At 60.5% G+C, this 20,178-nt stretch carries 19 protein-coding genes, 4 tRNA genes and 1 pseudogene; 14 read left to right on the forward strand and 10 right to left on the reverse strand.

Annotation, left to right across the window (positions count from 1 at the left end):
- The first annotated feature begins 143 nt into the window (after positions 1-143).
- The 5 genes from acs to AC27VU_RS23240 all read left to right on the forward strand — a co-directional run bounded on the left by acs (position 144) and on the right by AC27VU_RS23240 (position 7,670).
- Entirely contained in the window at positions 144-2,081 is a 1,938-nt protein-coding gene (gene acs / locus AC27VU_RS23220; RefSeq protein ID WP_488725004.1) for an acetate--CoA ligase, read from the forward strand.
- A 50-nt stretch (positions 2,082-2,131) separates the two neighbouring features.
- Positions 2,132-3,004, forward strand: coding sequence for an oxygenase MpaB family protein (locus tag AC27VU_RS23225; RefSeq protein ID WP_488725005.1), 873 nt, complete (start codon positions 2,132-2,134; stop codon positions 3,002-3,004).
- A gap of 184 nt (positions 3,005-3,188) precedes the next feature.
- The gene (locus AC27VU_RS23230) at positions 3,189-4,205 is read left to right on the forward strand and encodes a class I SAM-dependent rRNA methyltransferase (protein ID WP_488725006.1); all 1,017 of its coding nucleotides are present in this window, start codon (positions 3,189-3,191) and stop codon (positions 4,203-4,205) included.
- 220 nt (positions 4,206-4,425) lie between these two features.
- Positions 4,426-7,374, forward strand: a complete 2,949-nt coding sequence (locus AC27VU_RS23235; RefSeq protein WP_488725007.1) for a DUF748 domain-containing protein — start codon at positions 4,426-4,428, stop codon at positions 7,372-7,374.
- Complete coding sequence (locus AC27VU_RS23240; protein ID WP_400508087.1) at positions 7,374-7,670, forward strand: DUF2845 domain-containing protein; 297 nt, start codon at positions 7,374-7,376, stop codon at positions 7,668-7,670. Before AC27VU_RS23235 ends, AC27VU_RS23240 begins: the two co-directional genes overlap by 1 nt.
- A 269-nt stretch (positions 7,671-7,939) precedes the next feature.
- Here AC27VU_RS23240 and AC27VU_RS23245 read toward each other — a convergent pair whose 3' ends face one another.
- A complete protein-coding gene (locus tag AC27VU_RS23245; RefSeq protein WP_262143301.1) occupies positions 7,940-8,296 on the reverse strand; it encodes a BON domain-containing protein in 357 nt (118 codons plus the stop codon).
- A gap of 298 nt (positions 8,297-8,594) precedes the next feature.
- Entirely contained in the window at positions 8,595-9,035 is a 441-nt protein-coding gene (locus tag AC27VU_RS23250; protein ID WP_338800026.1) for a pilin, read from the reverse strand.
- 228 nt (positions 9,036-9,263) lie between these two features.
- On the opposite strand from AC27VU_RS23250, the gene pilB reads away from it, so the two are divergent.
- Genes pilB through yacG form a run of 5 tightly spaced genes read left to right on the forward strand, consistent with a single transcriptional unit; the run spans position 9,264 to position 13,872 of the window.
- On the forward strand, positions 9,264-10,964 hold the full coding sequence (pilB, locus tag AC27VU_RS23255) for a type IV-A pilus assembly ATPase PilB (protein ID WP_103484969.1): 1,701 nt from the start codon (positions 9,264-9,266) through the stop codon (positions 10,962-10,964).
- A gap of 2 nt (positions 10,965-10,966) precedes the next feature.
- The gene (locus AC27VU_RS23260; protein ID WP_488725008.1) at positions 10,967-12,184 is read left to right on the forward strand and encodes a type II secretion system F family protein; all 1,218 of its coding nucleotides are present in this window, start codon (positions 10,967-10,969) and stop codon (positions 12,182-12,184) included.
- A gap of 1 nt (position 12,185) precedes the next feature.
- On the forward strand, positions 12,186-13,058 hold the full coding sequence (locus AC27VU_RS23265) for a prepilin peptidase (RefSeq protein WP_003228291.1): 873 nt from the start codon (positions 12,186-12,188) through the stop codon (positions 13,056-13,058).
- Complete coding sequence (gene coaE / locus AC27VU_RS23270; RefSeq protein WP_488725009.1) at positions 13,055-13,678, forward strand: dephospho-CoA kinase; 624 nt, start codon at positions 13,055-13,057, stop codon at positions 13,676-13,678. Before AC27VU_RS23265 ends, coaE begins: the two co-directional genes overlap by 4 nt.
- Positions 13,675-13,872: a DNA gyrase inhibitor YacG gene (yacG, locus tag AC27VU_RS23275; RefSeq protein WP_003228296.1), complete on the forward strand. Its 198-nt coding sequence runs from the start codon at positions 13,675-13,677 to the stop codon at positions 13,870-13,872. Before coaE ends, yacG begins: the two co-directional genes overlap by 4 nt.
- A 2-nt stretch (positions 13,873-13,874) precedes the next feature.
- Here yacG and AC27VU_RS23280 read toward each other — a convergent pair whose 3' ends face one another.
- Positions 13,875-14,090 carry a hypothetical protein gene (locus tag AC27VU_RS23280; RefSeq protein ID WP_003228298.1) on the reverse strand — a complete coding sequence of 72 codons (216 nt, stop codon included), beginning with the start codon at positions 14,088-14,090 and terminating at the stop codon, positions 13,875-13,877.
- Positions 14,091-14,155: 65 nt separating this feature from the next.
- Positions 14,156-14,845, reverse strand: coding sequence for an energy-coupling factor ABC transporter permease (locus AC27VU_RS23285; RefSeq protein WP_103484970.1), 690 nt, complete (start codon positions 14,843-14,845; stop codon positions 14,156-14,158).
- A gap of 118 nt (positions 14,846-14,963) precedes the next feature.
- Between AC27VU_RS23285 and AC27VU_RS23290 the strand changes: the two genes are divergently transcribed.
- The 4 genes from AC27VU_RS23290 (at position 14,964) to AC27VU_RS23305 (ending at position 17,701) form a co-directional block, all read left to right on the forward strand.
- Complete coding sequence (locus tag AC27VU_RS23290) at positions 14,964-15,590, forward strand: DUF1780 domain-containing protein (RefSeq protein WP_003228301.1); 627 nt, start codon at positions 14,964-14,966, stop codon at positions 15,588-15,590.
- The gene (locus tag AC27VU_RS23295) at positions 15,587-16,114 is read left to right on the forward strand and encodes an MOSC domain-containing protein (RefSeq protein WP_003228303.1); all 528 of its coding nucleotides are present in this window, start codon (positions 15,587-15,589) and stop codon (positions 16,112-16,114) included. The genes AC27VU_RS23290 and AC27VU_RS23295 overlap by 4 nt, the downstream gene beginning before the upstream one ends.
- A gap of 51 nt (positions 16,115-16,165) precedes the next feature.
- On the forward strand, positions 16,166-16,339 hold the full coding sequence (locus AC27VU_RS23300) for a DUF3094 family protein (RefSeq protein ID WP_003228304.1): 174 nt from the start codon (positions 16,166-16,168) through the stop codon (positions 16,337-16,339).
- A gap of 63 nt (positions 16,340-16,402) precedes the next feature.
- Entirely contained in the window at positions 16,403-17,701 is a 1,299-nt protein-coding gene (locus tag AC27VU_RS23305; RefSeq protein WP_488725010.1) for an NAD(P)/FAD-dependent oxidoreductase, read from the forward strand.
- 152 nt (positions 17,702-17,853) lie between these two features.
- Here AC27VU_RS23305 and AC27VU_RS23310 read toward each other — a convergent pair whose 3' ends face one another.
- From AC27VU_RS23310 to AC27VU_RS23335, 6 genes and pseudogenes are all read right to left on the reverse strand, one after another.
- Complete coding sequence (locus AC27VU_RS23310; protein WP_488725018.1) at positions 17,854-18,717, reverse strand: methyl-accepting chemotaxis protein; 864 nt, start codon at positions 18,715-18,717, stop codon at positions 17,854-17,856.
- Positions 18,709-19,479: pseudogene (locus AC27VU_RS23315) on the reverse strand (MCP four helix bundle domain-containing protein); the annotation flags it as partial. The gene AC27VU_RS23310 and the pseudogene AC27VU_RS23315, both read right to left, overlap by 9 nt.
- Positions 19,480-19,640: 161 nt before the next feature.
- Positions 19,641-19,717: transfer RNA gene (locus AC27VU_RS23320), tRNA-Pro, on the reverse strand.
- A gap of 97 nt (positions 19,718-19,814) precedes the next feature.
- Positions 19,815-19,890: transfer RNA gene (locus tag AC27VU_RS23325), tRNA-Lys, on the reverse strand.
- 5 nt (positions 19,891-19,895) lie between these two features.
- Positions 19,896-19,972, reverse strand: a tRNA-Pro gene (locus AC27VU_RS23330).
- A 9-nt stretch (positions 19,973-19,981) separates the two neighbouring features.
- A tRNA-Asn gene (locus AC27VU_RS23335) sits at positions 19,982-20,057 on the reverse strand.
- Positions 20,058-20,178: the final 121 nt, after the last annotated feature.

Consider the following 20,178-nt stretch of genomic DNA (forward strand, 5'->3'; position numbering starts at 1 on the left):
CCCCCCCCCGAGCAGGCTCACTCCTACAGTTGTTTTAGGGGATATTCAAAATCAGGCTCAAACATCAGATTCCTGATGCGGCTTGAACCCTTGGCCCTCTCGGCGCATCTTTATTCTTCGCACAACAAGAATAAGGAACCGTCATGTTCGATATCAGCACGTTCCCCAAAGCCGATGCCGTCCGCCGGGCTGCGCAGTTGAGTCAGGACGACTATAAGCGTCTGTACCGCGAATCCATTGAACACCCCAGCGCCTTCTGGGCTGAACATGCCACCCGCTTCCTCGACTGGAGCACACCGTGGCAGACCGTGCAGCGCTACGACCTGAAAACCGGTGAAGCGTCCTGGTTTGCCGGCGGCCAACTGAACGTCAGTTACAACTGCATCGACCGCCACCTCGCCCAGCGCGGCGAGCAGACCGCGATCCTCTGGGAAGGCGACGACCCGGCCGAATCAGCGCAGATCACCTACAAAAAACTCCACCATCACGTCTGCCGCCTGGCCAATGTGCTGAAAAGCCGTGGGGTGAAAAAAGGCGATCGGGTGTGCATCTACATGCCGATGATCCCCGAGGCGGCCTACGCCATGCTCGCCTGCGCGCGGATCGGCGCGATTCATTCGGTGGTGTTCGGCGGCTTCTCCCCGGACTCATTGCGTGACCGCATCCTCGACGCCGACTGCCGCACCGTGATCACCGCCGATGAAGGCGTACGCGGCGGCAAGTTCGTGCCACTCAAGCACAACGTCGACAAGGCCCTGCAAAGTTGCCCGGACGTCAGCACCGTCGTCGTAGTCGAACGCAGCCAAGGCCAGGTCGATTGGGTCGAGGGCCGTGATCTCTGGTATCACCAGGCCGTGCGTGAGGCCAGCGACGATTGCCCGCCAGAACCGATGGACGCCGAAGATCCGCTGTTCATCCTCTACACCTCCGGCAGCACCGGCAAACCCAAAGGCGTGCTGCACACCACCGGCGGCTACCTGCTGCAAGCGGCGATGACCTTCAAGTACGTGCTCGATTACCGCGACGGCGAAGTGTTCTGGTGCACCGCCGACGTCGGCTGGGTGACCGGCCACAGTTACATCGTCTACGGCCCGCTGGCCAACGGCGCAACCACGCTGATCTTCGAAGGCGTGCCAAGTTATCCGAGCACTTCGCGCTTCTGGCAGGTGATCGACAAACACCACGTCAACATCTTCTACACCGCGCCGACCGCCCTGCGCGCGTTGATGCGCGAAGGTGCCGGGCCGTTGCAGGAAACGTCGCGCCAAAGCCTCAGATTGCTCGGCAGTGTCGGTGAGCCAATCAACCCGGAAGCGTGGGAATGGTATTTCAACGTGGTCGGCGAGCAGCGCTGCCCGATTGTCGATACCTGGTGGCAGACCGAAACCGGCGGGATCATGCTCAGCCCGCTGGTCAGTGCGCAACGCATCAAGCCGGGTTGCGCCACGCAGCCGATGTTCGGCGTGCAACCGGTGCTGCTCGACGAGCACGGCAAGGAAATCAAAGGCGCCGGCAGTGGCGTGCTGGCGATCAAGTCCAGCTGGCCGGCGCAGATCCGCAGCGTCTACGGCGATCCGCAAAGAATGGTCGACACCTATTTCAAACCTTACCCCGGCTATTACTTCACCGGTGACGGCGCACGCCGCGACGAGGACGGCGATTACTGGATCACCGGGCGCATCGATGACGTGATCAACGTCTCCGGCCACCGCATCGGCACCGCCGAAGTGGAAAGCGCGCTGGTCCTGCACGACAGCATCGCCGAGGCCGCCGTGGTCGGTTACCCGCACGACGTCAAAGGCCAGGGCATCTACGCCTTCGTCACGCCCATGAACGGCTTCGAGCCGAGCGATGAGCTGAAGAAAGAACTGCTCGCCCACGTCAGCAAGGAAATCGGCAGCTTCGCCAAACCGGACCTGATCCAGTGGGCGCCGGCCTTGCCGAAAACCCGCTCAGGCAAGATCATGCGGCGGATCCTGCGCAAGATCGCCTGCAACGAACTCGACAGCCTCGGCGACACCTCGACCCTGGCCGATCCGAGCGTGGTCCAGGGCCTGATCGACAAGCGCCTGAATCAGTAACATCTCCGGCGCGGCCAACCGCCCGCGCCCTCCACCACCAATGAGTTGTCATGGAATTCATCCGCAGCCGTATCGAAAACCAACTCATGAGCCTGACCGGTCTGTCCCTCGGTCAGCTCGATCTGGAAAATCCCAAGGGCGATCCCGGGCTGTTCGGGCCGGACTCGGTCAGTTGGCAAGTGCATGGCGACTTCAGCAGCATGCTGATCGGCGGCATCAGCGCGTTGTTGCTGCAAGCCCTGCATCCGCTGGCGCTGGCCGGGGTCTGGGATCATTCGAACTTTCGTCAGGACATGCTCGGACGTCTGCGCCGCACCAGTCAGTTTGTCTCCGGCACCACGTTCGGCTCACGCCGCGACGCCGAATGGCTGATCGACAAGGTGCGCACCATACACCTGCAAGTGGTCGGCACTGCGCCGGATGGCCGGCCGTATGCGGCCAGCGATCCGGACCTGTTGACCTGGGTGCATGTGGCCGAGGTCAGCCATTTTCTTGCGGCGCATTTGCGTTACCGCAATCCGCAATTGTCGGGGGCGAATCAGGATCGCTACTACGCGGAAATCGCCGTGGTCGCCGAGCGCCTGGGTGCGCGGGATGTGCCGAAATCGCGGCAAGCCGTGGCCGACTATCTGCAACACATGCGCCCGCAACTGCTCTGTGATGAGCGCAGCCGCGAAGTCCTGCGCCTGTTGCTCGACGCGCCAGCCCCGAGCGTGCTCGCTCGACCGTTTGGCGACCTGATGATGAAGGCCGGCATCGATCTGCTGCCGGACTGGGCCAGTGACCTGTTCGGCATACGGCAGAACCCGCTGCAACGCCAGTTGATCCGCGCCAGCGTCAAGCGCAGTGCGCCGATGCTGCGCTGGGCGATGCGCAATGGCTCGGTACAGCGGGCCAAACGCCGAATGGGACTGCTCACCTGATTTATACACAGAACCTGTGGCGAGGGAGCTTGCTCCCGCTGGGTTGCGCAGCGACCCTCGGAATGTTGCGAGCGCTTCGCACTCGAGCGGGAGCAAGCTCCCTCGCCACAGATCTGCGCAATGTCTCAGGGCTTCGGTAACTGCTAAACTCCCGCGCCCCAATTCTCACCAGCAAGGCGCACGCATGTCTTCCTTGAATCAGGCGCTGCGCGCCGCCCTCGATCAACGCCAGGATCTGCTCGCTGAGCTGCACAGCCAGGGCACCGATTGCTATCGCCTGTTCCACGGCAGCCAGGAAGGCGCCGGTGGTCTGACCGTCGACCGCTACGGCCCGCAGTTGCTGGTGCAAAGCTTTCACCAGACCCTGGAGCGTGACGACCTGCTGCAACTGCACGCCATGGTCAACCAGACCCTGGGCTTTGAAACGCTGCTGGTCTACAACGACCGCTCCCGCGGCAACTCGCGGATCGATCGCGAAGACAGCGTCTACAAAGCCGACGACGCCGCACTGGCGGATCTCATCGGTCATGAGTGGGGCCTCAATTACCGCGTGCGCGGGCGCCATGCCGGGCAGGACCCGCTGCTGTTCCTCGACCTGCGCAACACCCGCGGCTGGGTCAAGGATCACGCCAAAGGCAAAAGCGTGCTCAACCTGTTCGCCTACACCTGCGGCGTCGGCCTCAGTGCCGCTGCCGGTGGCGCGCGCGAGGTGTGCAACCTCGACTTCGCCGAAGGCAATCTGGCAGTCGGCCGCGAAAACGGTCTGCTCAATCCACAGTTGCCCGAGATGCAATTTATCCAGTCCGATTACTTTCCGGCGATCCGCCAACTTGCCGGGCTGCCGATCAGCCAGCGGCGCGGGCAAAAACTGCCGAGCTATCAGCGCCTCGACCAGCGTCAATACGATCTGGTGCTGCTTGATCCACCGGCCTGGGCCAAGAGCGCGTTCGGCACCGTCGACCTGCTGCGCGACTATCAGAGCCTGCTCAAACCGGCACTGCTGAGCACCGCCGACAACGGCGTACTGATCTGCTGCAACAATTTGGCAAAAGTCAGCATGGATGACTGGCGTGAACAGGTCCTGCGCTGCGCCGAGAAGGCCGGGCGCCCGGTGCGCGAATGGAGCGTGATGACCCCGGGCGCGGACTTCCCGTCGCGTGATCAACAGCCACCGCTGAAAACCCTGATCCTGCAGCTGTAACCCCCCCTGCGGGACTGGCAACCATCCAATGTGGGAGCGAGCTTGCTCGCGAAGGCGGCGTGTCAGTCAGCATATTTCTCGACTGATCCACCGCTTTCGCGAGCAAGCTCGCTCCCACAGTGTCTTGGTCCTACAGAACAATCTGAACAATCCTGCACCCCACGATGTACTTCGGAACCAGAATCGCGTGCCATACTCCAAGGCACTCCGATTCAGACAGATGAAGCCGCACATGCCCAAAGGATTGATTCGCGCGATTGGCGCCTTGTTGACTGCTCTGGCCCTCTACAGCCTGCTGGGGTTTCTGATTTTGCCGGGCATCGCCCTGCGCATCGCCAACCAGCAGTTGGCCAACTACGCCACGGTACCGGCGCATATCCAGCGCATCGAACTCAATCCGTTCAGCCTTGAAGTCACCCTGTGGGGACTGGTCATCGGTGAGCCGGGCAAGGAACAGGTCGGTTTCGAGCGGCTGTACGCCAACCTGCAACTCGACAGCCTGTGGACCAAGGCGCTGCATCTGGCCGATATCGAGCTGGACAAGCCCAAGACCGAAGTCCTCTTCGCCAAGGACGGCCAGCTCAATCTGCTGGGCCTGTTCAAAATTCCCGCCAGCGAGCCGACCCCGGCCGACCCGAATGCCAAGCCGTTCCCGCTGCGCATCGACCGCATTCAACTGGCCGGGGGCAACGTGCATTTCCAGGACGCCCGGCCGAGCGAGCCGATCGAGTTCCTCTACGACAAACTCGACTTCGAACTGAAAAACCTCAGCACCCTGCCCGAAGACAACGCCGACATGACCCTGGTGGCTGCCGGCCCGGCCGGTGGGCAGATCGACTGGAAAGGCAACTTCAGCCTGATCCCGTTCACCTCCGAAGGCACTTTGAAAGTCACCGACGGCAAGATGAAATCCTTCTGGCCCTACGTGCGCGATGCGCTGCCCTTGGTGCTCGAAGACGGCGTGATCAACCTCAGCACCGAATACAAACTGAATCTGTCGAAAGAAACCGAACTGCTGTTGAACAACGTCGCGGTGAGCATTGCGCCGTTCGCGATCAAGGCGCCGGACGGCCGGCCGCTGGCAAAACTCGAACGCCTCGATGTCAGCGAGACCTCGGTCGACCTGGCCAAACAGCAAGTGGTGGTCGGCAAGATCCGCAGCAACAAACTGGAAACCTGGGCCGCGCTCGAAGCCGACGGCCAGCTCGACTGGCAGAAACTGTTCGCCAGCCAGCCATCGAAACCGGCCGCCAAGGCCGCCGCCGAACCCAAGTCCACTCCAGCCGCCGCCGACTCGCCGAAAGCGCCGGCCGCGCCGAGCAAGCCTTGGCAAGTGCTGCTCAAAGACGTACAGCTACGCAACTACACCGTGCATCTCGCCGACCGTTCGGCCAACCCGCCGGTGGCGCTGGACATCACCCCGCTGAACATCGACCTGCAGGATTTTGACAGCCTCAACGGCTCGCCTTTCAAGGTCAGACTCGACAGCGGCTTGGGCAAACAAGGCAAGATCAACGCCGACGGCGTGGTCAACCTCGCGCCGGTCACCGCCCAGCTCAACGTGAAAACCCAGGACATCGACCTGCGTGTCGCGCAGTCCTACATCAATCCGTTCATTCGCCTGGAGCTGCGCAGCGGCATGCTCGGCAGCGACCTCAAGGTCAACCTCAAGAGCACCGCCCCCCTGGCACTCGGCGTGACCGGGCGTGCGCAGATCGATCAATTGCACACCCTCGACACCCTGAAAACCCGCGACTTCCTCAAGTGGCAGCAAGTGGTGGTCGAAGGTCTGAATTATCAGCACGGTGACAGCCTGTCGATCGACAAGGTCAACCTGTTCCAGCCGTATGTGCGGTTCATGATCAACGATGACCGCACCACCAACATCGACGATCTGCTGATCCCGCAGCCTGCCGACAGCGGTGCGAAAACCGCCGCGGCGAAGCCGGCCAGCAAGGACAAGCCGCTGGGCATTCACATCGGCGCGATTGCGATCAACGACGGCTCGGCCAACTTCGCCGACTTCAGCCTGACGCCGAATTTCGCTACGGCGGTGCAACAGCTCAACGGCCAGATCGGTACCATCGACAGCCGTCAGGCGAAACCGGCCAGCGTCGACGTCAAGGGCAAGGTCGATCGCTATGCACCGGTGACCATCAAAGGTGCGGTCAACCCGTTCGATCCGATGGCCAGCCTCGACATCGCCACCAGCTTCAAACGTGTCGAACTGACGACACTGACGCCGTACTCCGGCAAGTTCGCCGGTTACCGCATCCGCAAGGGCCGGCTCAACCTCGACCTGCACTACCTGATCACCAAGGGCCAGTTGAAGGCTGAAAACAAAGTGGTGGTCGAGCAACTGCAACTCGGCGAGAAAGTCGACAGCCCGGATGCCGTGAGCCTGCCACTGAAGCTGGCGATTGCCCTGCTCAAGGACGTCGATGGCAAGATTTCCATCGAGCTGCCGGTGACTGGCGATCTGAATAACCCACAGTTCAGCGTGATGCCGATTGTCTGGCAGACCCTGCGTAATCTCATCGTCAAAGCTGCCGCGGCACCGTTCAAGCTGATTGGCGGGCTGATCAACGGCGGCGGTTCCGAAGACCTCGGCACCGTGTCCTTTGCCCCGGGGTCCAGCGACCTGAGCAAGGACGCCCAGTCGGCGCTGGACAAACTGTCCCAAGCCCTCAAGGAACGTCCGGCCCTGCGCCTGGAAATCGAAGGCACCGCCGCTCAGAGCAGCGACGGTCCGTTGATCGCCGAACAGCGTCTGGAGCGCGAATACCAGTACAACTACTACAAGATGCTCCAGCGCCGAGGCGACAAGGTCCCGGCTCAGGCTTCCCTGCTGCAGGTGCCGGACAGCGAAAAAGGCCCGCTGCTCGAAGGCATCTACCGCACCCGACTGAAAACCCAGCCACCGGCCGAATGGAAGGATCTGGGCAAGGAAGAACGCACGGCGAAAATGCGTGACGGCGTGATCAAGTTCTGGAGTTCAAGCGATGTGCTGTTGCGTCAATTGGGGCAGGAACGCGCCAGCAGCATCAAGGACTACCTGGTCGACAAGGGCCAACTGGCGGATGACCGGGTGTACTTCATCGACGCCAACCTTGGCGAAGCCGAAAGCGATGGTCGGGTCGTGACGCAAATGCACCTGGACGCCGAGTGATGAGCCACAACTGGCTGGTTGCAATAGCGCTGATGCTCGCCGCCAGCCCCGCGCTGGCCTCCGACACGCTGCGTTGTGGCAGTCAGTTGGTCAGTCTCGGCGACCGCACCAGCGAAGTGCTGCAGAAGTGTGGCGAACCGGTCAGCCGCGATGTCCTCGGCTACAAGCGCAGCGCCAATCGCCGCGAAGAGTTTCAGGTCGAGGAATGGACCTACGGCCCGAGCAACGGCATGTACCAGTACCTGCGCTTTGAAGGCAACCGCCTGCGGCAGATCAACAGCAAGCGCGGTAACTGAACCACAACCTATATCCCTGTGGGAGCGGGCTTGCTCGCGAATGCAGTGTGTCAGCTGATGAATATGCCTGCTGACACACCGCATTCGCGAGCAAGCCCGCTCCCACATTTAGCTTTTGCTGACCTGAAATAGAACAGGCCCCGACACAAGTGCCGGGGCCCGTAATGGTCACGTCCGTGTGACCGTTCGCATGAACTCTAAAGTTGCGGCAGACGTATTGCTCGGCCCGTCTGTCGCGCCTTCTCCCGGTCCAGGCGAGAAGTCATGCCTTACTCGGCTTTCAGGCCGTCAGCGGAGACCGCTTTGACGCCTTTGATTTTCTTGGCGATAGCCACGGCGGTGGTTTTCTGTGCCTCGGTCACTGCAACAGTGGAGGACAGGGATACAACGCCTTTGTTGGTTTCAACTTTGATATCGGTACCTGGAATGCCTTTTTCGGTTACCAGGTCGCTTTTGACTTTGGTAGTGATCCAGGTATCGGAAGTAGCTTCTTTAGCCTTGGTCATTTCACCAGCAGCCAGAGTCATTGGAGCCTGAGTAGCCTGGGTGGTTTGTGCGAAAGCACCGGAAGCCATGGTCAGGGTCAGCGCGGTAGCAGCAGCGGCAGTGATAGCGAACTTCTTCATACGAGTAACTCCTGTTTTTCTGGAAAGTCTGCTGGTTGTCTTGTCAGCAGGGTTACTGGGTATATTGCGAAGGCTGTGCCAACTTTTCGAAAGACAATAAATCGTTATAAATCAATTAGTTATGAATTAGCCAAATTTTCGGAATCATGCAATTTGCATGACGCATGCATTATCGACATGCAAGTTGCGGCTTTTCGGAAAGTTCCTAACACGCTGAAATTATTGAAGCTTTTTCCAGCGCAGAAAGGCAAAAAAATGCCCCGCATCGCGGGGCATCTCAGGCCGTTTGCTGACTAGATCAGGCACCGGTACCCGCGCAACCTTTAGGCGCGTAGTCCGGGTTGACGGTCGATGCACAGCTCCAGACGCCGGAGGTGTTGCCGGTTGCAGCCCCCGTGCGGGTAAGAGTGATGGTTTTACCCAGCACCGGGCCCGGGGCGTTCACCAGTGTGCAGGTAATGGTGCCGGCACCTGTCGTAGCTGTTCCCGAAGCCGCCAGTGTGCAGTTGGAGGTGGTCGCTGTGGCACTACCGGCCACGAGTAACAGGGTTGGATCGGTACCTTGATTAATGGTGTCCTCGAACGGCACCTTCAGCGCGCTGATTTCGGCCAGACCTGCCGTCACCTTCGAACGCGCCTGATACTTGGAGTATTGCGGCAGGGCGATGGTCGCCAGAATGCCGATGATCGCCACCACGATCAGCAGCTCGATCAGAGTGAAACCTTTTTGGTTGTTCATAGACAGGCTCTCCATGCATGAGTCGGAATCTCATGATCTGCAAAGGGCTCAGCATAGGCCGTGCCAACCGCTTGCAGACCCCGTGCGCTCGGCATAAAGGGGCCGTGTCGCGCTTTCCTACAACCCGTAACCGCACTATCTGACACTTTTTGTCACCTGTACCGGGCGTGTTTGGCGCTGTCACTTGACTAGGCTATAAGTCATGAACTGTCAGCATCCGGAATCCCCATGAATGACATCGCTCTGAGCGGACTGGCCAAGCAATTGGTACAGGCCGAACTGCTTACGGAAAAAAGCGCCCAGCAGGCCTGGCAACAGGCGCAGCGCAATCGGCTGTCGCTGGTCAGTTACCTGGTGCAGAACAAACTGGTGAAGAGCTCACAGGTCGCCGAGATCGCTTCCGAGCATTTCGGCATGGCCTTCATGGACCTCAATTGCCTGGACAAGGAAACCCAGCCCAAAGGCCTGGTCAGTGAAAAACTGGTACGCCAGCACCACGCCCTGCCCTTGTGGCGGCGTGGCAACAAACTATTCGTGGGCATTTCCGACCCGAGCAATCATCAGGCGATCAATGACATTCAGTTCAGCACCGGGCTGAGCACCGAAGCCATTCTGGTGGAGGACGACAAGCTCACAGAGGCCATCGAGAAATTCTTCGACACCCATACCAGCGGCCTCGAAGAAATGGCCGACGTCGATCTCGACGGCGTGGATGTCGAGTCCGTCGACGACAGCCGCCAGGACGCCATTGGCGGACTCGACGCCGACGACGCACCGGTCGTGCGTTTCGTGCACAAGATGCTGCTCGACGCGATCAAAAGTGGTTCGTCGGACCTGCACTTCGAACCCTACGAAAAAAACTTCCGGGTGCGCGTGCGTACCGACGGCATCCTGCGCGAGGTGGCCAAACCGCCGATCCAGTTGGCCGGGCGAATCGCCGCACGCCTGAAAGTCATGGCCAGCCTGGATATCTCGGAGCGACGCAAACCCCAGGACGGGCGGATCAAGATGCGCCTGTCGAAGACCAAGTCCATCGACTTCCGGGTCAACACCCTGCCGACCCTGTGGGGCGAAAAAGTGGTGATCCGGATTCTCGATCCTTCCAGCGCGCAGATCGGCATCGATGCGCTGGGTTACGAACCGGCGCAGAAAGACCTGTACATGGCAGCGCTGAAGCAACCGCAGGGCATGATTCTGGTGACCGGGCCTACCGGGTCGGGGAAAACCGTATCGCTGTACACCGGCCTGAATATCCTCAACACCGTCGACATCAACATTTCGACCGCCGAAGACCCGGTGGAAATCAACATGGAAGGCATCAACCAGGTCAACGTCAATCCCAAGCAAGGGCTGGATTTTGCCCAGGCGCTGCGTTCGTTTCTGCGGCAGGACCCGGACGTGATCATGGTCGGGGAAATCCGCGATCTGGAAACCGCCGAAATCGCGATCAAGGCCGCGCAGACCGGCCACCTGGTGCTGTCCACGCTGCACACCAACAGCGCCGCCGAAACCCTGACCCGCCTGCACAACATGGGCATTCCCGGGTTCAACATCGCCACCTCGGTGAGCCTGATCATCGCCCAGCGTCTGGCGCGCAAGCTGTGCAGCCACTGCAAGAAACCGATCGAGATCCCCCGCGAAACGCTGATCAAGGAAGGTTTCCCGCCGGAACAGATCGGCAGTTTCACGATCTATGAGCCGGTCGGTTGCGACCTCTGCAACGGCGGCTACAAGGGACGCGTGGGGATTTACGAAGTGGTGAAAAACACCCCTGACCTGCAACGGCTGATCATGGCCGAAGGCAATTCGCTGGAAATCGACAGCCAGATGCGTCGCGACGGCTTCGACGACCTGCGCACCTCGGGCCTGCACAAGGCCATGCAAGGCATCACCAGCCTGGAAGAAATCAACCGGGTCACCAAGGACTGAACATGGCGGTCAAGGCAGCGAAAATCAGCGTCTACGCCTGGGAAGGCACGGATCGCAAAGGCAGCAAGGTCACGGGCGAGTTGAGCGGGCAGAACCCCGCGCTGATCAAGGCCCAGCTGCGCAAACAAGGGATCAATCCAGGCAAGGTGCGCAAGAAATCCACCTCCTTGCTCAGCCTCGGCAAACGCATCAAGGCCCAGGACATCGCCCTGTTCACGCGGCAGATGGCAACCATGATGAAGGCCGGCGTACCGCTGTTGCAGTCGTTCGACATCATTGGCGAAGGCTTCGACAACCCGGCGATGCGCAAACTGGTGGACGAGGTTAAGCAGGAAGTGGCCGCCGGCAACAGCTTCGCTGCGGCCCTGCGCAAGAAGCCGCAGTATTTCGATGAGTTGTATTGCAACCTGGTGGATGCCGGCGAGCAATCCGGCGCCCTCGATACGTTGCTGGAACGGGTCGCGACCTATAAGGAAAAAAGCGAAGCGCTCAAGGCCAAGATCAAGAAAGCCATGACCTATCCCGCCGCCGTAGTACTGGTGGCGATGGTGGTCACGGGGATTTTGCTGGTGAAAGTGGTGCCGCAATTCCAGGCGGTATTCTCCGGTTTCGGTGCTGAACTGCCGGCCTTTACCCTGATGGTCATCAGCATCTCGGAGTTCATGCAGCAATGGTGGTGGATAGTGCTCGGCGCCCTGATTGCGGCGGTGTTCGGCATTCGTCATGCGCTGAAGAAATCCCAGGCCTTGCGCGACCGCAAAGACACCTGGCTGCTGAAGCTGCCGCTGGTGGGCACGCTGATGTACAAATCGGCGGTGGCGCGATTCGCCCGCACCCTGTCGACCACCTTCGCCGCTGGCGTACCGCTGGTGGAAGCACTGGATTCGGTGGCCGGCGCCACCGGCAACGTGGTGTTCAAACGTGCCGTGCTGCGTATCCGCCAGGACGTCGCCACCGGCATGCAGCTGAATTTTTCCATGCGCAGCACCGGGGTCTTCCCCAACATGGCGGTGCAGATGACCGCCATCGGTGAGGAGTCGGGCGCACTGGATGACATGCTCGACAAGGTCGCCGGTTTTTATGAGGACGAAGTGGATAACATGGTCGACAACCTCACCAGCCTGATGGAGCCGTTCATCATGGTGGTGCTCGGGGTCATCGTCGGCGGGCTGGTCGTGGCCATGTACCTGCCGATTTTCCAACTCGGCTCAGCGATCTGACATGCCTATCGACGAACTCTTCAGTCTGTATCCGCTGGCCTTCGTACTCGCCGCCCTGCTGCTGGGGCTGGTGGTCGGCAGTTTTCTCAACGTGCTGGTCTGGCGTCTGCCGAAAATGCTCGAGCGCGATTGGCGCCAGCAGGCGCAGGACGTCCTTGGCCTGCCGAGCGAAACGCCGCTGCCAACCTACAACCTGATGCTGCCGCACTCCCAGTGCCCGCACTGCGGCCACCGGATTCGGGCGTGGGAGAACATTCCACTGCTCAGCTACCTGCTGTTGCGCGGACGCTGTTCGGCGTGCACCGCGCCCATCAGCAAACGTTATCCCCTGACCGAACTGGCCTGCGGCCTGCTCTCGGCATTCGTCGCCTGGCATCTGGGGTTCGGCTGGCCGGCCGGTCTGTTGATCGTCCTCACCTGGGGGCTGCTGGCGATGAGCCTGATCGACACCGAACATCAACTGCTGCCCGATGTGCTGGTGTTGCCGTTGTTGTGGCTGGGGCTGATCGTCAACAGTTTCGGCCTGTTCGTCTCGCTAAACGCGGCGCTGTGGGGCGCGGTGGCCGGTTACATGGCGCTGTGGTCGGTGTTCTGGCTGTTCAAGCTGCTGACCGGCAAGGACGGCATCGGCCACGGGGATTTCAAGCTGCTGGCGCTGCTCGGGGCCTGGGGTGGCTGGCAGATTCTGCCGCTGACGATCCTGCTGTCATCGCTGGTGGGGGCGATTGTCGGGGTGATTCTGTTGCGTCTGCGCGAGCAGAAAACCTCGACGCCGATCCCCTTCGGCCCGTATCTGGCAATTGCCGGCTGGATTGCCTTGCTCTGGGGTGGTCAAATAACCGACTTCTATTGGCAGTTTGTCGGTTTGAAATGAATACCCCTGTGGAAAAACCCTGGATTCTCGGCCTGACCGGCGGCATCGGCAGCGGTAAAAGCGCCGCGGCCCAGCACTTCATCGATCTCGGAATCCATGTGGTCGACGCCGACCATGCGGCGCGCTGGGTGGTCGAGCCGGGACGTCCGGCACTGGCAAAGATTGCCGAGCACTTTGGCGCGGATGTGTTGCAGGCTGACGGCACGCTGAACCGCGCCGCCCTGCGCCAGCTGATCTTTGAAGTGGCGGAGGAACGCCGCTGGCTCGAAGCCCTGCTGCATCCGTTGATCGCCGAGGAAATCGCCCATCATCTGGCGCTGGCAAAATCGCCGTACGCGATTCTGGTGTCGCCGCTGTTGATCGAATCCGGGCAACACGCGATGACCCAGCGGATTCTGGTGATCGACGCCCCGCAACAACTGCAGATCGAACGCACCTTGCAGCGCGACCAGACCAGCGAACAGCAGGTCCAGGCGATCCTCAAGGCCCAGTCGAGCCGCGAAGATCGCGTGAGCCACGCCGACGATGTCGTGGTCAACGACCGCGACCTCGCCTGGCTGCACAGCGAAGTCGAGCGTCTGCATCACTTTTACCTGACTTTATCCGGAGGCCATTCATGAGCCCTACAACCGTCGAATGCCCAACCTGCGGCGCCCCCGTGGAATTCACCCCCGAGAACAAATTCCGCCCGTTCTGCTCCGATCGCTGCAAGCTGATCGACCTCGGCGCCTGGGCGTCCGAAGAGCACAAGATTCCGGTCGCCCCGGATGCCGAAGACGAAATGTTCTCCGGCGATTTCGACCCGCGTCACTGAGATCAGGGCCGCATGAAGCCGTAGTCCTGATCGTCGTCGAGGTTTTCCGCGAGAAAGCGCAACTCGTCGGCCAGGTCTTCGGCGTTGCGCACCGTCTTGCTCTGTTGCACCACCGCGCTGAGCAAGGCGCGCAAACTCAGGCCCGGATCGAAGCCCACCTCCAGCGCCATGTCCAGACTCTGCCGTGTCTCCTGCCTCGCCCACTCGTAAACACTCATGCCGCTGCTCCTGAAGGAATTTGGCCGAGCATGAAATGCCGTGCGGGTGGCGGGTTTGATGTGGATCAAGACTTGGGATCGTCGTCCTTCCAGGGCGCCGAAAGGTAGCGGGTGCGGTTGAAGGTTTCCAGCCACTCGGGACTGAACACCACCAGCGCACTGATCACCATGCCGTTGATAAAGGCTTCGGGGAAAATCAGCAGCCACAGGTAGCCGATGAAGTCTTCCAGCCATTCCGGCATGGCGAACAGACCGTCGTACCAGAGCAGGCCCAGGCTCAATGTCAGGCACAGCAACGCCGACAACGCCGCCGCAAAGAACCCGGAACAGAAGATGTACACAAACGGATTACGCGGCTGGGCACGCTCGACGATGATCGCCACGCACTCGGTGATCAACACCGGCAACAGGATCAGCAACGTACCGTTGACCCCGACCGCCGCCAGATCCTGACGCCCGAGCAACACCAGCCCGAGCTGCGCCACCAGCCCGCCGATGATCGCCAGCGGCCAGTCGAGCAGCAACGTCACGGCGGTCATGCCGATAAAGTGATAAGAAACCCCGGTGTCGAAATCCCTGCGCACCATCCACAGCAGAAACAAGGCGAACACCGTGCCGAACAGCAGATGCTGGCGGCGACTGTCAGTGAACAACTCGACCCACGGCGCACGACAGATCGCCCAGACCAGCACCGGCAGGTAAATCAGCCAGCCAAGTGTCAGGCTTGTCGAAGACAGCAGTTCTGCACCGATCATGAATCCCTTACCTTCTCCATGGGTTTGATTCCCTCATCGGAGTCTACACCGCCCTCTTCCAGGCATCAGCCGATGCAAAGCTTTCTGCTTGTCGCATTTGAACGCTAAGCTTGGGCCTATGGATGACTCAGATTACTTACGCCTGCTGACCATTGCGGCCGAGCAAGCCAACGCGTTCCTGTCCAATGCCCGCAAATGGGAGCGTGAGCGTTGGGTCTGCCAGCGCCTGCTGCAAGGCTTGAACATCCCTTACCGCGCCGATGAGTTCGCCCCCGCCGGCGAGCCGCCGGACGTGCTGTTTCGCGATGCCAATTTCGAAGTGTTCTTCGTTCTCGATGAAGGCCGCCGACTCAACGACGAATGGCGCGATGAACTGCAACGCCGCCGCAGTGCGTTTTCCCTCAGCCAACTGGTGCGCCGTGAAGCCAAGCCACGGCGGATCCCGGCCAATGAGTTCTTGCTGCGACTGGCGCCGACCTTGCGCAAAAAAGCGCACAACTACAAAGAACGCGGTATGGATCTGGGTGAACTGGACATCATTGCCTTCGCCAGCCTCAAGCGCGAGGTGCTGGACCTGAACAGCCATTTTCCACCGCCGACCGAGTATCTGCGCCAAGGTTGGCGCTCGCTGTCGCTGGTCGGCCCGACCTTCGCCCGGGTGCTGTTCGCCCATCCCGATGCGCCGGACTTTCTGCGCAGCAACCTCGGTCGCAGCATCGTCTTCGATGTCGGGATCAGCCTGTGACGCCGCTGCAGCAGTTGATTGCCGACGTCCCGCAGACTGGCCGCGTACGCTGGATCGGCGTGCGCCCCGAGTCTCGCGGCCCGATGATCGAGCTCGACGCCGTCGAGGCACGGCTTGAAGCCGGATTGACCGGTGACCACGCCCGCCCCGGCGTGCGCAATGCGCGGCAAGTGACGTTGATTCAGTTCGAACACCTGGCGGTCATCAGCGCGTTGATGGGCCGGCCTGAAGATCAACCCGTGAGGCCTGAAGACCTGCGGCGCAATCTGGTCATCAGCGGTATCAATCTGTTTAGTCTCAAGGGTCGGCGCTTTCGCATCGGTCAGGCAATATTCGAGACCACCGGCTGGTGTCAGCCCTGCGCGCGCCTGCAAAACAACCTTGGCCCCGGCACCTTTCAAGCGGTGCGCGGGCATGGCGGAATTACCGCGCGGGTGTTACAAAGCGGGATCATTCGCCTCGACGACGGTGTTTCTGTCGAACCGGTTCCGGCCAGTGGCTATGCTGCATTCAACCCGGGTTAAAAACCGCTGTAGCTTCCCCACCTTCAGCAACGTCTACCTGACGAGGCCTTTATGACCAGCCGCCTGAACCCCGAAGACCAGAAGCATGTCGAAGAGTACCTGCAGTTGTCCCAACACCGTGTCGAGCGCCGGCCTTTCCGGCCGTGGATGCTCCTGGTGCTGGTACTGGCAGTGACCATTGGTCTGGGCTTGCTGAGCCGATTAATCAGTTACCTGACGCTATGAGCTGCCTCGCGCTCGCTCGGGTAACCGCACCGATTTCCTTTAAAAACCTTGCGAGTTATCCCTATGTCCCATCGTATTGTTATTGTCGGCGGCGGCGCCGGCGGTCTGGAGCTGGCTACCCGTCTGGGTAAGACTCTGGGCAAGCGCGGCACGGCCAGTGTGATGCTGGTCGACGCGAACCTCACGCACATCTGGAAACCATTGCTGCACGAAGTGGCCGCCGGATCGCTGAACTCTTCCGAAGACGAACTCAACTATGTTGCTCAGGCGAAATGGAACCACTTCGAGTTCCAGCTGGGGCGCATGAGCGGGCTTGATCGCGCGCAGAAGAAAATCCAGCTGGCAGCCACCTACGACGAGAACGGCGTGGAACTGGTACCGGCTCGTGAAGTGGCCTACGACTCGCTGGTGATCAGTGTCGGCAGCACCACCAACGACTTCGGTACCCAGGGCGCGGCGCAGCACTGCCTGTTCCTCGACACTCGTAAACAGGCCGAGCGTTTTCACCAGCAACTGCTCAACCACTATCTGCGCGCGCATGCCGGGCAGACCGATGTGATCGAGCAGATCAGTGTGGCGATCGTCGGGGCCGGCGCCACGGGCGTCGAGCTGGCGGCAGAACTGCACAACGCGGCGCATGAGCTGGCTGCGTACGGCCTGGACCGGATCAAACCGGAAAACATGCACATCACCCTGATCGAAGCCGGCCCTCGGGTGCTGCCAGCCCTGCCAGAACGCATCAGCGGCCCGGTGCACAAGACCCTGGAGAAACTCGGGGTCAATGTGACGACCAACGCTTCGGTCAGCGAAGTGACCGCCGACAGCCTGATCACCGCCGATGGCAACGTGATCAAGGCCAGCCTGAAAGTCTGGGCCGCCGGGATTCGCGCGCCGGGTTTCCTCAAGGACATCGACGGTCTGGAAACCAACCGTATCAATCAGCTGCAAGTGCTGCCGACGTTGCAGACCACCCGCGACGAAAACATTTTCGCCTTCGGTGACTGCGCCGCGTGCCCGCAACCGGGTTCGGATCGCAACGTGCCACCGCGTGCGCAAGCCGCGCACCAACAAGCTTCGTTACTGGCCAAGTCGCTCAAGCTGCGCATCGAAGGCAAGACTCTGCCGGAGTACAAATACACCGACTACGGCTCGCTGATTTCGCTGTCGCGCTTCTCGGCTGTGGGTAACTTGATGGGCAATCTGACCGGCAGTGTGATGCTGGAGGGATGGCTGGCGCGGATGTTCTATGTCTCGCTGTACCGCATGCACCAGATGGCGCTGTACGGGCCGTTTCGCACTGCGATGCTGATGCTGGGCAGCAAGATCGGTCGCGGCACCGAGCCACGCCTGAAGCTGCATTGATTTAAAAACGGTGGGAGCGGGCTTGCTCGCGAAGAGGTCGTGTCATTCAACATTCCTGTCGACTGATACACCGCTTTCGCGAGCAAGCCCGCTCCCACATTGTTTTGCGCAGCTCACAAATCCAGCTCACTCCTACAATCGATCTCTGTTCATCAGAGCTGGAAGCGCCGCACCATGCCTTGGAGCGCGTTGGCCAGTTGCGACAGTTCGTGACTCGACGCGCTGGTCTGATCGGCGCCCGCTGCCGAACGGACCGACAGGTCGCGAATGTTCACCAGGTTACGATCCACTTCCCGCGCAACTTGCGCCTGCTCTTCGGCGGCACTGGCGATCACCAGATTGCGCTCATGAATCTCATGCACTGACGCGGTGATGGTTTCCAGCGCCTCCCCGGCGCGCTCGGCCAACGCCAGCGTGGTCGTGGCCCGTGCAGCGCTGGCCTGCATCGAATCCAGCGCCAGGCTTGAGCCACTGCGCATGCCCTGCACCATCTGCTCGATCTCCTGCGTCGATTGCTGGGTGCGATAGGCCAGCGCCCGCACTTCATCGGCGACCACCGCAAAACCTCGTCCGCTCTCCCCTGCGCGGGCCGCCTCGATGGCGGCGTTGAGCGCGAGCAGGTTGGTCTGCTCGGCAATGGCACGGATCACATCCAGCACTTTGCCGATGTCCTGTGACTGGTTGGCCAGCGATTGCACCAACTCGCCGGTGTGCTGCACGTCGCTGGCCAGCGCATTGATGGCCAATGCGGTGTCGCTGACCCGCGCCTGTCCCAGTTGCGCCGACTCACTGGATTGACGGGTGGCATCGGACGTCGACACGGCATTACGAGCGACTTCTTCAACGGCCGTGGTCATTTCATTGACCGCCGTGGCGGCCTGTTCGATTTCGTTGTTCTGCTGTTGCAGACCTTGTGTGCTATCGAGCGTCACGGCGTTGAGCTCATCGGCAGCGGTCGCCAGTTGCGTGGCCGAACCGCTGATGCCTTGCAGCGTTTCCCGCAGGTTCTGCTGCATGGTCGCCAGCGCCTTGAGCAAACGACTGACCTCATCGTTGCCGTGGGTTTCGATCGGTCGGGTCAGATCGCCCCGGGCCACGCTTTCGGCAGCGCTGACAGCGGTGCTCAGCGGACGGACGATGCTGCGGGTGAGCAACATGGCCAGGGCCACCGTGGCCAGCGCCGCCAGCGCGATGAACAGACTGACGATAGTGCGCGAGGTCTGATAGTGGTCAGCGGATTTCTGGCTTTCAGCGGCCACCTGTCTGGCGAACAGATCCGCCAGGTCATTGAGTTGCTTGCCGGAGCCGTCGACCACGGTTTTCATATCAATCAGCAGCAGTTTGGTCAGTGCGTCACGCTGGCCTTGATCGGCCAGGGTGAAGGATTGCGCGATGCCGGTGCGATATGCGGCAAAGGTTTTTTTGAACTGGTCATAGAGCTGCTGGCCTTCCGGCGTGGTGACCAGTTTGTCGTAGGCGGCGATCTTCTCGCTCAGCTCTTTGTCGCGGGTGTCCATCTGGCTGCGGTAAGTCGCGATGTTCTTCGGATCCTGATCAAGTGCCATGCGCAGGGAAATCGTGCGGATCCGCAGCATCAACTCACGAATCTCGTCGCCGCCGCGAATGCTCGGCAGCCACTGGCTCTCTACCGCAACTTCACTGTCACGGATGCTCGACATCTGCCCCAAGGCAAATACCCCAAGCAACGCCACCAGTACCGCGATCAGGGCAAAACCCAGTGCGGCACGTGGAGCAATATTCAACTGACGAAGCAACATGAGGAACGCCCTTATTCTTGTATTGGCCAGATTGAAGGGGCGAACAGCGGCAGTCCCCTCTCGTTAGCGGGCTATCGGCAAGTTGTACGATGACTTGAAGCGAATTGTCTTTTGCGAGGACAAAAAAATCCCCGTATCTTTCGATACGAGGATTTTCAATATGGTCGGGGTAAGGGGATTCGAACTCCTGACATCCTGCTCCCAAAGCAGGCGCGCTACCGGACTGCGCTATACCCCGGTAAAAAAAAGGCGACCTTTCAAAGATCGCCTTCTTCGATCAGCGCTTTTGGCCTCTGATCTTAAGATTCGATCCCAGCCTTAACTGGTTTCAAAAATGGTGGGTCGTGTGGGATTCGAACCTACGACCAATTGGTTAAAAGCCAACTGCTCTACCAACTGAGCTAACGACCCAAAAATGGTCGGGGTAAGGGGATTCGAACTCCTGACATCCTGCTCCCAAAGCAGGCGCGCTACCGGACTGCGCTATACCCCGGCTTGAAATTGGCTCCGTGACCAGGACTCGAACCTGGGACCCAATGATTAACAGTCATTTGCTCTACCGACTGAGCTATCACGGAACTACATATTTCAATTTACAACGGTGAATCTTACAGCTCTTAGACGTCGTTCGCATCGCTGCGTTCGTGTGTCTGAGGCGCGCTATTCTACAACCTAGAACACCTCTGTCAACCCCCTAAA

Source organism: Pseudomonas sp. 14P5.3.2 (genome assembly GCF_057799175.1).

Excerpts from the sequence above, each read along its gene's own strand:
- acs (WP_488725004.1), top strand. The coding sequence starts at position 144 with ATGTTCGATATCAGCACGTTCCCCAAAGCCGATGCCGTCCGCCGGGCT.
- AC27VU_RS23225 (WP_488725005.1), top strand. The coding sequence starts at position 2,132 with ATGGAATTCATCCGCAGCCGTATCGAAAACCAACTCATGAGCCTGACC.
- AC27VU_RS23230 (WP_488725006.1), top strand. The coding sequence starts at position 3,189 with ATGTCTTCCTTGAATCAGGCGCTGCGCGCCGCCCTCGATCAACGCCAG.
- AC27VU_RS23235 (WP_488725007.1), top strand. The coding sequence starts at position 4,426 with ATGAAGCCGCACATGCCCAAAGGATTGATTCGCGCGATTGGCGCCTTG.
- AC27VU_RS23240 (WP_400508087.1), top strand. The coding sequence starts at position 7,374 with ATGAGCCACAACTGGCTGGTTGCAATAGCGCTGATGCTCGCCGCCAGC.
- AC27VU_RS23245 (WP_262143301.1), bottom strand. The coding sequence starts at position 8,296 with ATGAAGAAGTTCGCTATCACTGCCGCTGCTGCTACCGCGCTGACCCTG.
- AC27VU_RS23250 (WP_338800026.1), bottom strand. The coding sequence starts at position 9,035 with ATGAACAACCAAAAAGGTTTCACTCTGATCGAGCTGCTGATCGTGGTG.
- pilB (WP_103484969.1), top strand. The coding sequence starts at position 9,264 with ATGAATGACATCGCTCTGAGCGGACTGGCCAAGCAATTGGTACAGGCC.
- AC27VU_RS23260 (WP_488725008.1), top strand. The coding sequence starts at position 10,967 with ATGGCGGTCAAGGCAGCGAAAATCAGCGTCTACGCCTGGGAAGGCACG.
- AC27VU_RS23265 (WP_003228291.1), top strand. The coding sequence starts at position 12,186 with ATGCCTATCGACGAACTCTTCAGTCTGTATCCGCTGGCCTTCGTACTC.
- coaE (WP_488725009.1), top strand. The coding sequence starts at position 13,055 with ATGAATACCCCTGTGGAAAAACCCTGGATTCTCGGCCTGACCGGCGGC.
- yacG (WP_003228296.1), top strand. The coding sequence starts at position 13,675 with ATGAGCCCTACAACCGTCGAATGCCCAACCTGCGGCGCCCCCGTGGAA.
- AC27VU_RS23280 (WP_003228298.1), bottom strand. The coding sequence starts at position 14,090 with ATGAGTGTTTACGAGTGGGCGAGGCAGGAGACACGGCAGAGTCTGGAC.
- AC27VU_RS23285 (WP_103484970.1), bottom strand. The coding sequence starts at position 14,845 with ATGATCGGTGCAGAACTGCTGTCTTCGACAAGCCTGACACTTGGCTGG.
- AC27VU_RS23290 (WP_003228301.1), top strand. The coding sequence starts at position 14,964 with ATGGATGACTCAGATTACTTACGCCTGCTGACCATTGCGGCCGAGCAA.
- AC27VU_RS23300 (WP_003228304.1), top strand. The coding sequence starts at position 16,166 with ATGACCAGCCGCCTGAACCCCGAAGACCAGAAGCATGTCGAAGAGTAC.
- AC27VU_RS23305 (WP_488725010.1), top strand. The coding sequence starts at position 16,403 with ATGTCCCATCGTATTGTTATTGTCGGCGGCGGCGCCGGCGGTCTGGAG.
- AC27VU_RS23310 (WP_488725018.1), bottom strand. The coding sequence starts at position 18,717 with ATGCAGCAGAACCTGCGGGAAACGCTGCAAGGCATCAGCGGTTCGGCC.